Here is a 16,321-nt window from a genome sequence, read left to right on the forward strand (position 1 = left end):
ATAAGAAAGCAAAAGAATCGGATTCTTTCGCTTTAATTTCGTTGTTTTTTCATTTATTTTAAGGTTTTAATTTAATATTTTCTTCTCGAGCCGTAGAAAACTGCGCCGACAACCAAAATGACCATCGCGATTGCAATCATGCTGGACGCGGAAAATGTCGGATTTTCCATGAAATCCCGAATGCTTGAGATCGAATTTTGAAGAACGGATTCCGTCATTTGGTAACCGGAAACTTCGCCGGGTGTTTGCCCGGCATCTGTTCCGTAACCGCCGCCGTTTTCGCCTTCATCTTCGTTCTGCTCAGCTTGTTGTTCGGCAGATGCCGCCGCCGCAACGGATGCAACAACCGCCTGGCCGTAGCCGGAACTGCTGGTGCTGCCGGATTTCAAGTCAACCGGAATCGGTCTTTCAGTCGCTTTTTCAACGATCTTTATGAATTCCTCCTGATCTTCCGGATTCACGCCGGCAACAGCCATCATGCCGGCAACGTATCTGTCAAAAAACGGATTTCCGCAAGTGTGGTGGCAGCAAGCGACGCCGGATTCAACAACGGCTTCAACGTAATCTTTAACCATCTGATTCATGATTTCGCTGCTTGCGTTCCAGTATTTTCCGTCGTCTTTTTCCGCAATCTGAATCAATCGGGCAACCGTTGACTGATAATTGTAGGTGTCTTCTTTGAGCCACTCGCCGTTTTCTCCTGTTAACAGATGTTCGTACAAATCATTCATCATTTTATCCGAAATCAAATCCGGATCCAACGCCTGCCAGCCCCAGATGTTTTCAATGAGTTTTGCGATTTCGCGCGCGCCGGCATAACCGTGATCTTTCATGGCGTCCACCCATTTTTGATTCAAATAGCGCGCATACATTTCATTTTCAATAAAATTGCCGAGACTTTCGACTTTTCCGCCTTCTGTTCTCAAATTCATGACAAAGGAATCCGGTTTTTTGCCGTCTTCTCTGGAATACTGAACCGCCGCGTTCAAACCGCCCAAATATTGATAAAAGTCATCAATATCAACCGCGCCGTAAAGCGTTGAAGAGCGGCTGTGAACCGTCACATCGACATTGGACAATTGCTTCATATACAAATCTTGATTGTTCGTCTGACCCCAGTCTCCGAGACTGTTGTAAACAAATCCCATTCTTGCAATGTAGTGTTTCGCCAAATCATCAATGTTGTCCCAAGCATCTGTTGAGCCGATTAATTCGGACATGCCTGCACCGTATGAATCCGAAGCCGGGCCGAAAATGCGGGAAAGCGCTTCGTCTTTCGAATATTCGCCGCTGCTCGCGTCAATGATAGCATCGGTGTTGTCTCTGATTTTGTTTCCGACAGTATAATCCTTGCTGCCGATTGTTACGATTTCGTCAGGCTGTTCATAAGCAAGGCGTATCGCGCGGTCAAGCATCAGAACTTTTTCAAAGAAAGTGTCGCGGTACGTTCCGGAAATTTCAACGACAACGTCAATGCGCGGGCGAACGACTTCTTTGCCGTCCACTTCAATGATGAAATCATTTCCGTGCATGACCTCAAACGTGTCCGGAGAAACGCTTGCGCCGTTCCAAACCGGCTTAATGCCGAGCAAATACATAATCTGCGCTTCCATCACGCCGTCCGTTCGCATTGTTTCACCGGCCCAAAGAACATAACCGATACTTTCCGGCCATGTTCCGTGTTCCTTGTAATATTCTTCCAAGAGTTGATCTGTCAGCTTAACCGCCTTATTCCAAGCTTCTTGTGTCGGAAGTGTTCTCTGGTCAACGGTGTAGAAATTAATGCCTGTCGGCAAAATATGCGGCTTTAAAACCGGATCTCCGCCGGGACCGGCTTCGATAAACTTGCCGTCAAGCGCTTTTAAAATCTGGTCGATTTCGCGTGTCGTTTCCCCTAAAGCGGACTTGTAAGAAACCGCATTCGCCAAATCCGCGGCAATTGCGTTCTTCTCATCGCTTCCGGCAGCGTTTACGGACGCGACCGTTCCCATCGCATTTGCCGGCGTTTCTCCGTCCAAAACAAGTTTCAAAATGTCAAACGCATCAGTGTCGGATGCGCCTGTCGCTTTGACTCTTTGAATGTATTTTGCGCCGAGCATCGAATAAACCATTTCCGCTAACGCGTCATCGTCTAAATTCTTCCCGAGAACATGGAGGCCGAGCGGCATAAACTCATATTTCAGGTCTTCTAACAAATGTTCGACTTCTTCTAAGAGTTCTTCAAACTCGGCTGAATCCATTTCTTCAATTTCGCTTTCGGTAACGCCTAATCGGTCGTCAATTCCGATGCTTATAATGTAATTAATGATTGATTCACGATATTCTTCTTTATTTTCGCCTTCCGCTTCGTTATATGATAAAATCTTTTCATTCAGGAAAGCGTAATCGCCGTACAATTCAGCGTAAACGACTGCCGGTGTCATGTGATCGATAATAACCGCGTTTCCGCGTCTTTTTGCGACCATGCCTTCGCCGACACCGTCAACAATGTACGGGTAAACAATCGGAATGTCCCCGGACATCAATGCGGGCCAGTCGTATCTGGAAAGCGCTGTCTCTTTTCCGGGCAGCCATTCTTGTGTGCCGTGTCTTCCCATGTTGATAATTGCGTCCGTGTCAAATCCCGGATAGTTTTCGGGATCGGCATAGTTGCTTTGCTGAAGCCACAAGTAAAACGCGATGTACTGGTGCGTCGGCGGAATATTCGTGTCGTGATACATGAGTTCAATGTCGGACTCTTTTGATCTGGACGGCTGCGGCGTTAAAATGACGCGGCCCATATCATCTTCTTTTGTCACGTTGATGTACGGAATCACGATATAATCGTTGTAAACCATCACGTCTCCCGGCGCTTCGCCCCAGGTGTCCGTCACTTCTTTTAATTTCTCTTCATAGATTTCTCTTTGAGCCGCTCTCTTTTCGTTTTGCTGTTCTTCTTCTAAGTTTTGAATCATATTTTCAAACCAGTCGCCTAAGAAAGCATCTTCGAACCATTCCAAATACAATTCTTTTGAAACCAAAACAGCTTTTCCGGTGTCATAATATTCCTTATTGTCAGATGTATCGACATCGCCGATCATTTTTTTCAATTCTCCCGGCGCCCAGCTTCCGACGTTAATGCCTTGTTCAATCATTGTTTTTTCAAGGTCTTCTTTTGTCGGAACCAAAGTCGTGTTCACGTTGTATCCGTCGTGTTTCATGCCGTCTAAGAGGGAGAGAATACTCGCCGAGACATCTAAATAAGACGCGCCGATGTTTGATTTTCCGCCGCCGTGGTTGTAATAAATAACGGCGATGTTTTTGTGTTCGTTTTCTTTGGTTTGAAGATTCAGCTGACCTTCGACGCGGCTGAGCATCCAGTTGATTTGTTCGGGAATGGATTGCGTGTACGCGCCGTCCTCTTCGGTTGAAATGATGGCGATCGGATCAATAGAGCCGTTCATTTCCTGCGCGACGAATTTCATCGTCGAGCTACTGGAACTGCTGTTGTACGGATTGGATTTGTCCTGCCATTCTTCCAACGAATCGACAACCAATATATTAAAGACCGGAACGCCCAAGGTTTCCGCTGAAAAACGCGGGTCGCCGACATAACGGAAACTCATCACGGCATTCATTTCTCCGGCGCGGAAATACGCGACGCTTCCGCTTCCGTCCGTATCAAACGATGCGGGCGCTTCAACGTAGGAGGCAATGACATTGATGCCTCTTTTTTCCATTTCTTCAATCAGCGTGTCAATCGGTTCCATTTTGGACGGATAATACGCTTTGAAAAAGGCAATTCCGACAGTCGGATTTGTGGGGTCGTATTTGTAAGCGGAAGTTTCGCCGTCCCATACGGTTCCGTCTTCTCGGTCAGTGTACCAGTCAATGTATTCTTCATAATCAATAACGAATCCGGCATTGTCCGCGTTGTGCGGGTGATAGATTGCTTTTACCGGAAGCATGACCGGCTCTTCAACGTTTAAATCGTAACGCTGATAGAAGTCAATCAAAATCATGTTGACCATGTTTTCCAAATTCGGATTGTGATAAGCACCGTTTGACCAGTATTGTTTTACTTTTTCGGCATAAGTGTTGTAATTTGCGTCCGTATCGGTTTTTCCGGGGACTTGCGGAATGTTGTAATTTTTGTACGCGTCAGATGTTCTCGGGCGCGCGTCGCTGTCATCGAAAATCACAAGTTCCGGATTGCTTGTCCATTCGGCTGAAAGCGGTATGATGTTGTTTAAGTTTGCCCAAGTCGGTGATGTTGAAATCATGAACAAAAGAACGACATCCGCGTCTTCGACGGCGGCTTTGATTTCTTCTTCATTTCTGCCTTCTTTCAAATCGCTTGCTCTGACCAGCCTCAAATCCACATTTTGGTCTTCGTCAATGTATTTTTGAGCCAATTCGTTAATCGGATTGACATGAGTTTCATGACCGCAGATGATGACGACTTTTCTGGGTTTGTTCAGCATCGCAGGGTCGGAATTTAAAATCTGTTTCTTTTGAAGGCATTCGTCATCTCCTTTTTTCGCGGTGACTGTCAAGTCTGTGTAACCAATCTGTAAATCGGTTTTGTCAATTTCAAAAGTAAACACGTGAACGTCGGGGAAATTTGAATCCGTGCCGGTCATTTCTATTTTTTCAGCGGCGTTTTGAATTTGGTCGATGTCGATGACGTTTTTATCGGCATCCTTATACTCGGCTTCAATACCGTCCGCATCAATTGTTGAAACGGTGATTGTTTTTTTGTTGTTTTCTTCCGTTTCTGAAATTCCCAAAATGACAGGCGCTTTTATGAGATACATCGTTACGTCGGGTCTGTCGGAGTAACTGCCTGCGGACATTCCGGGCGATTTTAATGTTCCTGTTATCGTATAAGTGCCGTCCGATTCCGGTTCGTTTCCATCGTCTCTTATCTTAAAATAAAGGTCGTAAGCCTGTTTTTTGATTTCGCTTTGTTTTGCCGCGATGCCTGTCGTTCCGACATCCGCTTTTGTCGTCACGATGTTTCCGGTTGAATACACATTAGCCGTTGTGCTTTCCGGGCTGATTTTGACAGGTTCCATGACAACGTAAGGCGTGTCGTTATTTCGACCGCCGTATGTCGCCAATATGAAATAGTCGCCTTCGGGAATGTTTTCAAATTCAAAACGGCCGGTAACGCCGTCATCTTTGTTTTCTGAAACCGTTGCCGCGATTAAATCATATTCTCCGGCCAGCGGTAAATATCCTGATCGGACATATTCGGTTGAATCCTGAACCGTTGAAATTTCAATTTTCGTTTTACCGGCGGCAAGATTTGATTTATCAAGCGTGATTTCAAAATAGTTTTCATAAATTTTGTATTCGGCCGGCGTATCATCTTCTTTTTCAAGCGGCGTTAATTCCAAACTTTTTTGCGTTTTTGTTTTGTCTGTGTAATTCAAAACGGTTTTTTCCGCGCCGAATGCGGAAATTCCGATTGTGATTTCATCTGTGCCGATGTCAATTGAAATGTCGGACATCGCCGGTTTTTTGAGTAAATATATTTCTGAATCCGGGCGCACGGAATATGTTCCTGCGCTCATTCCCGGTGATTTCAATGTTCCGGAAACGGTATATTCACCGCTTGAACTTGCGGTTTTTCCGGAATTTTTAATTTCGTGGTATAAATCATAAGCTTGATTTCGGGATTGAATGATTGTTTCTTTGTTTGAAATGTCGTCTTCGATTTCACATTTTGTTACAATGACATCTTCCAAATCGACTTTTTTATTGTCGGCTGTTTCCGGACCGACAACAATCGAATCAAGTTTTACATACGGTATGTCGCCATTTCTGCCGCTGTATGTCGCTAATATGAAATATTCCCCGGCCGGAATATTGTCAAATTCAAAATAACCGGCAACGCCGTTGTCTTTATTTTGTGTTGTTGTTGCCGCGGTTAAAGCGTAACCATCAAAATTATATTCTGTCGGGTCGGCAAGCGCAATCGGTGCAATTGCTGACAATGTTAAAAATAAAATTAATAAAACAAAAATGCTTGTTTTCGGTTTAATATTCACCCTCTCCTGTATTACTGTTCTATGGGTTCTGTTTAAATTTCAAAAGCAAAATTTACAAAATAATGCTGATTTTATTGATACACGGTGGCATAATTATCAGATTATAGTTCCATATACTAGTTTGAGAATGAATATAAACGTAATTTTTTTGATAATATTTGTTATCTTTTTGGGATATGTCTTGGGGCGGATTGAAAATCGTTTAATTTACTCAATTCTGTTTTCAAAAAAGTTAAAATATTTTATTTTAAATTATTTTTCAATGGCTGTTCCTAATGTTTTTCTCCGGTTTCAATACTTTCACTCCGCTTCCTTCGCCTTTAATACCCCTCAAAGACTTCTAGGATTTACTGTCTTGTTTAAAAATAAGATTCAAAATAAAATTTCAATCAAAGAGGAGTCAAAAATTATGAACGCCACAATCGAAACCAACAACTTTAACGAAAACATCATTTTGAACAAAACACTCGGAAACAAAATTCAAGAAAACGTTTCTTTTGAAGAAGACGAATTCTTTAAAGGAATCGTTCAAAGAGCCCGTTTTTACGAGCAGTTTGAAGACCGGAAAACAAAAATTACATATTCCGTCGTTCAAACCGACATCGGCGCGTTTTCCGCTTGATTTGTATTACAATTTCTGATTGTATTTTTCCAAAAAAACGGTTTATCATTTGCATTTTTCTTTTTTGTTTATTTTTTTTGTATTTCATTTTCATTTCCTTTTTTTATTTTTTGAAATATTTCGCCGGTAAAGCATATCAACGCCGCCGCGCGAACTGCCGCGTTTTTGAAAAAATGAAACATGAAAAAGAATGCGGTTTTTTTTTCAATAAATAATATCAAAAAACAAAGTTATTCGGAAGAAAATTTCAATAATAAAAATAAAAAATAAAAAATAAAAGAATCCAAAAAAACTTGAAAGCAGATCAACTTTTTTGAATTTGACGGAGGCTTGAATCCGCACGTTTTATCAATCAAAACGCGCGGATTCGGGTTTTACATGTGTCTATGAGGAACGTTTTTGCCGTTGAAGGCTTTTTTACGTTTAACTTGTGGTTCGTTTTTGACCGTTTTTTGTAGGGAGTTTTGTGTTTTTTCGTTTTTGTGTGTTTTACAAGGGATTTGAGTTACAGGCTGTCAAAGAATTTTTTAATATCTTTTGATGTTATCAAATTCTTTGCCGGCCTTATCATATTGAATTTCGGGATGGTTATTCCCTTTGTTCAAGTCGGTTTGTCAAACGTTTTTAATTTACCAACCTGCAATATCTTATAATATCATACTACTATATAAAATTTTGTCAAAAATTGTTTTTTAATATATTTTTATTTTTCAAATCTATTTTTGTATTTCAAACAAATTCGCCTTTTTCATTGGTGTTCGGGATTATTTTAATATTTGAACGCCCAAAAGCACTATACAATTTTACAATTTCTATTATTATTAAAATTAAGGACAAGACAAAATGAGTGATATTTTACGACGCGGGAGATTGAGCAAAAACCCCGGCGAAGAAATGCGGGCCTACACCTCTTCAATGGAGGCGGACAAATGGATTTTTGAAGCGGATGTTTACGTCGACATGGCGCACACGCTCATGCTTTCCGAACAGGAAATCATTTCCGCCGAGGATTGCTCTAAAATTCTTTTCGGATTGCTTCAAATCAAAGAAGAAGGCATGGACATGCTGGATTTCAGTTATGAAGACATTCACATTTCATTGGAATCCCGTTTGATTGACTTAATCGGCGAAGAAGCCGGCGGCAGAATGCATTCGGGCCGCTCTCGAAACGACGAAGTCGCAACCTGCATCCGATTCGCGCTTCGCGGCGAGCTTTTATCGCTTCTTGAAGATTTGATGAAGTTGGATACGACGCTGACAACGCTGGCGTCTGAGCACATTCACACGCTCATGCCCGGATTTACGCATTTGCAGCATGCACAGCCGACAACGTTTGCGCACCACCTGATGGCGCACGCTGACGCGCTTGAGCGCGACATTTCCCGTCTCATTTCCGCTTACGGGCGCGTCAACATCTGCCCGCTCGGATCGGCCGCGTTTGCGTCCACCGGCTTTCCGATTAACAGATATGTAACGGCCGAACGTCTCGGGTTTTCCGGCGCGATGACAAATTCAATGGATGCCGTCAGCAGCCGCGATTTTTTGATCGAATGCGCCGCCGCTTTTTCAAATACTATGATTAACCTCAGCCGGATGGCTGAAGAGCTCATTCTTTGGTCAAGCCAAGAGTTCAATTTTGTCGAATTGGACGACACTTACGCGTCAACTTCTTCCATCATGCCGCAAAAGAAAAATCCGGATACTGCCGAACTTATGCGCGGCAAATCCGGAACCGTTGTCGGCGCGTTTGCCGCATTGATTACAATTTGCAAAGGTCTTCCGCTCAGCTACAATCGCGATTTGCAGGAAGCAACGCCGCACATCATCAAAAGCGCGCACGTCACGGACGCATCTGTCCGTATGATGACCGGCATCATGGACACGCTTGCCGTCAACACCGGCATCATGGATGCGCAATCTGTTGCCGGGTTCACGACCGCAACGGAGCTGGCCGACACAATGGTTCGCGATGCCGGAATTCCGTTTAGAACGGCACATCAAATCGTCGGAACGCTCAGCCGGACAACGACAACGCCGACACTTCAAGAAATCGATTCGGTTTCGTCCGAAATTCTCGGTTTTAAATTGTCAGATAAAGGACTCACGGAAGCCGCCGTTTCAGGCGCGCTTGATCCGATGAGTAATGTCGAACGCCGTTTGGTTGTCGGCGGTCCCGCGCCGATTCAAATGCGTGATGATTTGACGGAAAAGAAAAGAAGACTTTCCGCGCTTCAAAAACAAATCTGGGACATGGATTTGGCGATTGAAAGAGCGCTTGACAATTTAGAAGAAGAAGTCAAAAAAGCGATTTGATTTTTTCTTTTTCTTTCTTTTTCTTATTTTTTTGTTTGCGTTTGCTGCCGCAGTCGCCGCGCGCGAGTTGCACACATTTTGAAAATAATGCAAAAACGAATCCCGTTTTTATTTTAAATTGTCATTATAATTGGTTATTGAAAAAGTTTAAGAATCAGGCTGTCGAAAGCAATATGTATAATAGTAATAATTTCAAATCAAATTTATTTCAATTTTTAAACTTTAAAATCATTATGAGGAAAATTCATGGCGTTTAAAACAGGAGATTTTGTCAAAGTTGAAAAAGACGGCGTTTTTTATGAAGGTCACGTGATTCCGGGTGATGCCGGCTACATCACGCTTAAAATGGTCGGCGGCGGATATGTCGCCGGATTTTTGGAAAACGAAGTTTCCGTCACGCTTTTGCCTCCTGTTGAAACGCCGCCCGAGCCGCCGAAACAAGTGGTCAGAAACACTGCCAAAGGCGCCGGCATCAAAGCCGAGCCCACCGGCAAAAAAATCACCGTCATCACAACCGGCGGAACGATTGCGGCCTACGTCAATCATGAAACAAGAACGGTCGCGCCGACTTTTACGGGCGAAGATTTGCTTTTGGAAGTGCCGGAGCTTGAGGGTTTCGCCGATTTTAAAATCCGCGATGTTTTCAGTCTTCTTTCCGAAAATATGAAACCCGAAAACTGGAAAGAATTGGCGCAAGTCATTTATGATGAAATCAAAGCCGGCGCCGACGGCATTATTGTGACACACGGAACGGATACCATGACCTATTCCGCCGCCGCTGCCGCCTACATGATTGACACGCCTGTTCCGATCGTCTTTACCGGCTCCCAGCGCAGCCCTGACCGCCCGAGCAGCGACAATCACATGAATTTGATGTGCGCCGCGCGCGCCGCTGCCGGTAACATCGCGGAAGTTTTGATTGTGATGCACGGCTCGATGTCCGATGACTACTGTGCCGTTCACCGCGCTGTCAAAGCGCGCAAAATGCATACCTCACGCCGTGACACGTTCAAATCCGTCAACATGTTCCCGATTGCGAACATGGATTATTTCACGGGCGAGCTCACCTTCCTTTCCGATTATGTCAATTACGCGAAGCGCGGCGAAAACGAACTTAAAATCACGCCGGTGCTTGAAGAAAAGTGCGCGATCATTAAATTCGTCCCCGGCGCAGATCCCGCAATTCTCGATTATTATATTGAAAACGGTTACAAAGGAATTGTTTTAGAAGGCGTTGGCCTCGGTCATGTTTCCGATAATTGGATTTCATCAATTCAAAAAGCCGCCGATAAAAAAATTCCGGTCATCGTTACTTCTCAATGCGTTTACGGAAGCACCGCACTCGGCACTTATGAAACGGGACTTGCCATGAGAGAAGCAGGTGTTGTCGAAGCCGTCGATCAATTGACAGAATCCGTTCTCGTCAAATTAATGTGGTTGCTCGGGCAGGGTTTGGAATACGAAAAAGTGAAAGAATTGATTGCGACGGAAATGAAAGGCGACATGTCGTCGATGATTATTGATTAATTTCAATAATCGTTTTTTTATTTTATTCTCATCTCATATCATTTTTTTAGTTCCGTTTCTTTTTTTGATTTTTCTTGGTCATTAAGCTGTTAACAGGTGTTTGTTTTCCGATTGGGTGAGGTGTTCGTTTCCGATTGGAGTGTGGCGTTTGCTGCAGCCGGCAGCTGCTGCGCAGCCGCTCGCCTGCGCGCAAGCCGTGTCATTTTTGAAAAGGCGAATTGAAAAAAGAGCTCGGTTTTTCAAACAGAGTCTCAATCTTTTTGCTGATTTTTTGCTGAAATATTCAAACTTTTAAATTTTCAAATTGATACTTTAAATTGATATTTCTGAATTGATACTTTTTGATACTTATTTATATCAGTTATTCCAATCTTCCTTTTATGGATCCTCAAACTTTAACTCAAATGCTGACGGATAAAAATACGTTCAGTTTTTCTAAATTAAAATACAAGTACGGCAAGGATAATTTTTCCGAATATTATTCTTTGTTGTCGGATTTTTTTTATCGAAAAATTCCGCTGAAAGACTTTTCCGGCAATCATTTTGTTTATTCCCCGGCTCAGGTTCAAATCATTTCGCAGAGCTTGAAACGGCTGATGCAGGATTATTCCGGTGAAAAATACGGAATGAAGGCGATGGAAGATGAAATCGTATCAACGCTTTCTATTGAAAAAATTGAAACGCAGCGAGAAAGTGTTCGCCGAATCTTGGAAGGACAAGCGCCGGTTTCACCGAGCGAAGAAAAGGCTTACGGAATAAAAAAGGCGCTTGACTTTATTTCAGATCCTTCAAATCGAATCACGGCTGAAAATTTAAACAAACTTTATCAAATGATGATTAACGATTATTTGGAACCTGAATCAAAACTGCCGCCGGGCGAATTGTATCGAAACGATTCCGTTTACATTATTGATTCGTTCGGTCAGCCTGTTCACAAAGGGTTGGATTCGGAAAAGTTGTCGGATTACGTCGATAATTTAATTTTATTTATTGACAACGATTCTGATGAAATTGATCAGGTTTTGAAATCGGCAATGATTCATTATTATTTTGCTTATCTTCATCCGTATTTTGATGGAAATGGGCGAACCGCTCGAATCTTGCAGCTTTGGTATTTGGTACAAAAAGGATACACTTCGGCGTTGTTTATTCCGTTTTCACTTTTTGTCAATCAAAAAAAATCAGTTTACTACAAATCCTTTAAACTCATTGCCGAAAACACGGAAGAATCAAAAGTTTCAGACATGACGCCGTTTTTGTATTTTTTCACGCAAAACGTGTTTTCACAATTTGAAAATTATGATGTCGACGATGATATTCTCGCTGAATTCCGCGCCGTTTTGGAAAGCGGCAGCGTGACGGAAAAAGAAAAAGATCTGTTTTATTTCGTTCTTTCCAATTACGGCAGCGCGGAATTTTCAACAAAAGACTTGGAAAAAGATTTCAGAAACGTTGCTTATGCAACCGTTCGGACATTTGTTTTGAAATTTGAGGAACTCGGATTACTGAAATCACAGAAGTATGGAGCGCGGACAAAATACAGAATCCATGACTGATTTCAAAATCATGAATAATAAAATTCATGAATTGTTTAAAATATTCATTCATTCGATGAAGAATTAAATTAAATTAAATTAAATTAAATTAAATTAAATTAAATTTTGAAATTAATCAATCCTCTCAATCCGATATTGAAATTGCTCTCTCAATTTCAAAATATGTTCATGCGAATAATCATGCGTATGCAAATGGATATGTCCGCCGCTTTCTTCCATCTGTTTTAAAATTTCGTTGACAGCTTCATCAAAACTGAGCGGCAGTTCTTCACAGTCAAAGCCGAGCGTTGACAAAAGGCGGAAAAATTTGAAAATGTCGGACGCTTCCAAATTGTTTTCTTCCAGCAGATTCGGGTTGGAAAAAATATCTCTCGGCGTTCCGGTTTCAATAATTTTTCTGTTGAGGACGTAAACTTTGTCGGCGAGTTCCGAGAGCAGATTCACGTCATGCGTTGAAATGACGATTGTCATGCCGTCCGCGTTGAGCCTGTTCACGATATCCAAAACATCGCGCTTGCTTTTCGGGTCCAGATTCGCTGTCGGCTCATCCAAAACAAGCACCTTCGGCTTCATGGAAATGATGGATGCCAAAACTACTTTTTTCTTTTGACCCAAGCTGAGATGATGCGGAACGCGGTCTTTTAAATCGCTGATGCCGGTCATTGCCATCGTTTCTTCAACGCGCTGCTCGACTTCCGCTTTGGAAAGGCCGAGGTTGAGCGGGCCGAATGCGATGTCATCAAAAACGGTCGGCATAAAAAGTTGATTGTCGGGGTCGGCGAACATAATGCCGACTTCTTTGACGCGCTGTGTCGGGTTCATGTCGGCGACATCGATTCCTTCGATGAAAACGTGTCCTCTGCTTTTGATTGTTGAATTCATATGGAGGAAAAGGGTCGTTTTTCCGGCGCCGTTCGGGCCGACAACGGCGACTTTTTCGCCGGGATAAATGTCAAAAGAAACATCTTCGAGCGCCGTTTTATTTCTCGGGTATTGGTATGTCAATTCTCTCACGGAAAGAACGGGTTTTTGGCCGGTCATTGCGGTTTCAGTGTTTTGTTTTTCGATTTCATTTTCTGTCATTTCTTCACTTCCGTTCATCCGATATTAATTCAATATTCCGCTCAGCATTCCGCTTTGAATAATTGCCGGCACATGAATCGCGGCGGCAAGAATGAAAAATATTGAAACAATTGCATAATCCGCCGCCCTCATTTTATTTTCCGTAATGATTGTCGGTTTTCCCGTGTATCCTTTTGCAACCATTGAGCGGTAAACCTCATCGCCGCGCTCGAAACTTTTAATCAGCAACATGCCGAGCATATTCGCAATTGATGAAAACATCCGAAGGGACAGTTTCGGGCGAAAACCCTTCGACGCCATTGAGTTTTTCATGTTTTCCAATTCGTCTGAAAAAACGAAGATGTAGCGGTAGGAAAACATTAAAATCTGAAGCAGGAAAACCGGCATTTTCAAATCATAAAACACTTTGATAATCATATCAAAGCGCGTCGTCGCCAAAAGAACAGTAATCATGAGAATTGCGGCAGTCGCCCGAATTAAAATCAGAGCGGCATTGAGCGCGCTTTCTTTTGTAATGTCTAAAAACCCGATTGACCACAAAACTTCACCGCCTTCGCCGCTGAGAAGCAGCGCCGCCGCGAACAGTAATATAAATAAAAAGGGCGACCAAATCCGGCGCGCGACAAACAAAATCGGAAGTTTTGCCGCAAAAATCATTAAAAAAGACAGGATCAGTACAAAAAACGCCATGCGGATGTCATTGACAATCGCAACGGAAATCACAAGCAATAGTATTGCAATCACTTTCGTCATCGGATTCATTCGGTGAATGACGGATGTTTTTGCATACAATTGCGAGTCAATTCCGGATCCCATTTTGTCATTTCCTGTGTTTTAGTCAAAAATGAATATAAAAAATAAAAAACATTCAAATTAAAAATTTTATGTTTTGTTCTTACATTCAATCATTATTTATTCTTATTTTTCAATTCTTTGCGCGCCTGGAGGTACATGATAATTCCGGCAATACCGACAATCCAGCCGAGGCCGGCACCGATTGTAAAGAGGGACGGACCTTCCGTTCCGAAAATGCCTCCCGAAGAGCCGCCGCCTGTTCCGCTGCCGCTTGAGCCGGAATTGACATCAATTTTTTTGGAAACGGCGTGTTCGCCTTCAACGACTTTGACGCGGTATGAAGAAACGCCTGATTTGAGGTCAAACGTGTAATCACCGTTCGCATCCGTTTTGCCGGTTATATACGCGGTTGCTTTTCCGGAAGCGTCCAGCGTTTCAACAGTGAGGTCACAGTTTGCCATCGGATCATTTCCCTGATAATAAGCGTGAATTTGAACCTGATCTCCTGTTTGTGTCCAGCTCATGTAAACGCCGTGCGCTGCCGCCGGCGCGATGAATAAAGATAAAATCAAAAGCGACGCGGCCAAATATTTCAATTTTTTAAATGACATTTTCCAACTCCATTCGAATTTTATGTATTTTAAGTTTCTTTGTTTATTTTGTATTGTTCAAGCATTTCAGGCTTTACTTTTTCGATAAACGGAATGATAAACGCGCTGATGACGGCTTCTGCAATCATAAGCGGAATGTTCATGAGGAAAATCATGAAGAACGTTAAGAGTCCGGGTGTGCTTTGCAGTGTGTCCGCAATCGTTGAGAGAACCGGAATGTTTTCGACTCTGGCAAGCATCGCGTTTAAGCTGCCGAAGTCAACGCCTGAGACGTAGAAAACGATTCCCAAAAGAATCGCCGTGATTGTGACTGCGATAAAGCTCGTCGCCGCGCCGTTTAACCAGGACGGCAGTTTTGCTTTGGAAAGCAGCGCGAAGATTACGTAGCCGGCAAGCGCCGGAACGCCCATCAAAAGGGAGTTGACGCCGAGAACGGTAACGCCGCCGAACTGAAGCAAAATCGCTTGAAGCAGCAAACTGATAAAAACGCAAACGAATGCGATTGGCCCGAGCAAAACCCCGGCAAGGCCTGCCAGCATCAAATGCAATGATGTCGGCGGCATTGGAATTTTAAACATGCAGGCAACAAAAAGCGCGGCCGTTACAACGGCAATCTGCGGCACTTTTTCCGTTAAATCGCTTGTTTGTCTTTTCGCCCATACGATACTGACGCCCAGCAATATGATTGTAAGTATCCATCCTGCCGCAAGAACGTTTGTCGGAAGAACGCCGTCTGAAATGTGCATAAATTATCTGACTCCTATAAAACACAAAGCGGATTCAATCAATGAATTGTGCTTGAATTTTTACTCAAACTCATTTGATTGAATTCTGTATATTCAAATCCGAATGAAGATGACTTATAATTTTTTGAAATCATTTCCACTTGAGTTTCCTATATACTTTATGATGGTTTATAATAATTCTCATTTCGGTAAAATATGTAATCTTTTTGGGTTCTGTTCTTCGGGTTTTCTTGTTACAGTTTTAAAGTTTTTTATGAGATTTTGACGAGATTTTTTTGTTTATTCTTATTCGTTATTTTGTTCCATCATTTCCGGTTTCACTTTTTCAATGAACGAAACGATGAACGCGCAAATAATTCCTTCAATTATCATCAGCGGTAAATTCATAATAATGATTAAAGCGAATGTCAGACCGAAAGGCGTTCCCGACAATGCCGAAACGATTGAAGATAAAATCGGAATCCCTGTCAGATATTCGCTCAAAACGGTCAGGCTTCCGAAAGTAACGCCTGACGCAACCAAAACAACTGCCAGCAGAATCGATGAAACAAATATGGAAAGCGCGCTCGCAAAACCGGCTGATATTCCCGTATTCGTTTTTTTGGAAAGCTGTCTGAAAACGAGCCATGCGAGAATTGCAGGCGCGCCCATCACAAAACTGTTGACGCCGAGCACGGTAATGCCGCCGTTTTGAAACAGCAACGCTTGGAGAAGAAGCCCGATGAAAATGCAGACAAAAGCAAGCGGGCCGAGTAAAATGCCGACAAGTCCGCTGAGAATTAAGTGAAGCGATGTCGGCGGAATGGCGATTTTAAACAAACAGGCGACAAAAAACGCGGCGGTCACTACGGCAATCATGGGGACCTTTTCAAAAATGTTTCCGTAAATTTTCCGGCTCCATTTGATGCTTGCTGCCATAATTATAATTGTTAAAACCCAGCCGGCGGCAAGAATCCATACCGGCAAAACGCCTTCTGATATATGCATAAAATTCTCCTCAAATCCTGTTTGACTTGTTTTCTTTAGCGGAAAA

Annotated in this window: 11 protein-coding genes; 4 read left to right on the forward strand and 7 right to left on the reverse strand. The window is 42.9% G+C overall.

All coding sequences use genetic code 11. The features are described 5' to 3' along the window. Positions 1-71 precede the first annotated feature (71 nt). A complete protein-coding gene (locus MmiEs2_RS02075) occupies positions 72-5,981 on the reverse strand; it encodes a cobaltochelatase subunit CobN (RefSeq protein WP_316559778.1) in 5,910 nt (1,969 codons plus the stop codon). Positions 5,982-6,444: 463 nt separating this feature from the next. Here MmiEs2_RS02075 and MmiEs2_RS02080 point away from each other — a divergent pair, with 463 nt between their 5' ends. From MmiEs2_RS02080 to gatD, 3 genes are all read left to right on the forward strand, one after another. Further along, complete coding sequence (locus MmiEs2_RS02080; RefSeq protein ID WP_316559779.1) at positions 6,445-6,657, forward strand: hypothetical protein; 213 nt, start codon at positions 6,445-6,447, stop codon at positions 6,655-6,657. An 843-nt stretch (positions 6,658-7,500) separates the two neighbouring features. Then, positions 7,501-8,970 (forward strand): argininosuccinate lyase, encoded by a 1,470-nt coding sequence (gene argH, locus MmiEs2_RS02085; RefSeq protein ID WP_316559780.1) that lies wholly within the window; start codon positions 7,501-7,503, stop codon positions 8,968-8,970. A 246-nt stretch (positions 8,971-9,216) separates the two neighbouring features. Continuing rightward, positions 9,217-10,497, forward strand: coding sequence for a Glu-tRNA(Gln) amidotransferase subunit GatD (gene gatD / locus MmiEs2_RS02090; protein ID WP_316559781.1), 1,281 nt, complete (start codon positions 9,217-9,219; stop codon positions 10,495-10,497). 81 nt (positions 10,498-10,578) lie between these two features. On the opposite strand, the gene MmiEs2_RS02095 is transcribed toward gatD, so the two are convergent. Continuing rightward, positions 10,579-10,740: a hypothetical protein gene (locus MmiEs2_RS02095; protein ID WP_316559782.1), complete on the reverse strand. Its 162-nt coding sequence runs from the start codon at positions 10,738-10,740 to the stop codon at positions 10,579-10,581. Between the two features lie 137 nt (positions 10,741-10,877). Here MmiEs2_RS02095 and MmiEs2_RS02100 point away from each other — a divergent pair, with 137 nt between their 5' ends. Next, entirely contained in the window at positions 10,878-12,053 is a 1,176-nt protein-coding gene (locus MmiEs2_RS02100) for a Fic family protein (RefSeq protein ID WP_316559783.1), read from the forward strand. A 111-nt stretch (positions 12,054-12,164) separates the two neighbouring features. Here the strand turns inward: MmiEs2_RS02100 and MmiEs2_RS02105 are convergent, their stop codons facing one another. From MmiEs2_RS02105 to MmiEs2_RS02125, 5 genes are all read right to left on the reverse strand, one after another. Next, positions 12,165-13,136, reverse strand: coding sequence for an energy-coupling factor ABC transporter ATP-binding protein (locus tag MmiEs2_RS02105; protein ID WP_316559784.1), 972 nt, complete (start codon positions 13,134-13,136; stop codon positions 12,165-12,167). 24 nt (positions 13,137-13,160) lie between these two features. Next, positions 13,161-13,952, reverse strand: coding sequence for a cobalt ECF transporter T component CbiQ (cbiQ, locus tag MmiEs2_RS02110; RefSeq protein WP_316559785.1), 792 nt, complete (start codon positions 13,950-13,952; stop codon positions 13,161-13,163). 92 nt (positions 13,953-14,044) lie between these two features. Then, a complete protein-coding gene (locus tag MmiEs2_RS02115; protein ID WP_316559786.1) occupies positions 14,045-14,542 on the reverse strand; it encodes a hypothetical protein in 498 nt (165 codons plus the stop codon). A gap of 29 nt (positions 14,543-14,571) precedes the next feature. Continuing rightward, positions 14,572-15,288, reverse strand: a complete 717-nt coding sequence (locus MmiEs2_RS02120; protein WP_316559787.1) for a CbiM family transporter — start codon at positions 15,286-15,288, stop codon at positions 14,572-14,574. A 285-nt stretch (positions 15,289-15,573) separates the two neighbouring features. Next, positions 15,574-16,275, reverse strand: a complete 702-nt coding sequence (locus MmiEs2_RS02125) for a CbiM family transporter (protein ID WP_316559788.1) — start codon at positions 16,273-16,275, stop codon at positions 15,574-15,576. Positions 16,276-16,321 lie beyond the last annotated feature (46 nt).

The organism is Methanimicrococcus stummii (assembly GCF_032594435.1).
In the GTDB taxonomy this organism is placed as follows: domain Archaea; phylum Halobacteriota; class Methanosarcinia; order Methanosarcinales; family Methanosarcinaceae; genus Methanimicrococcus; species Methanimicrococcus stummii.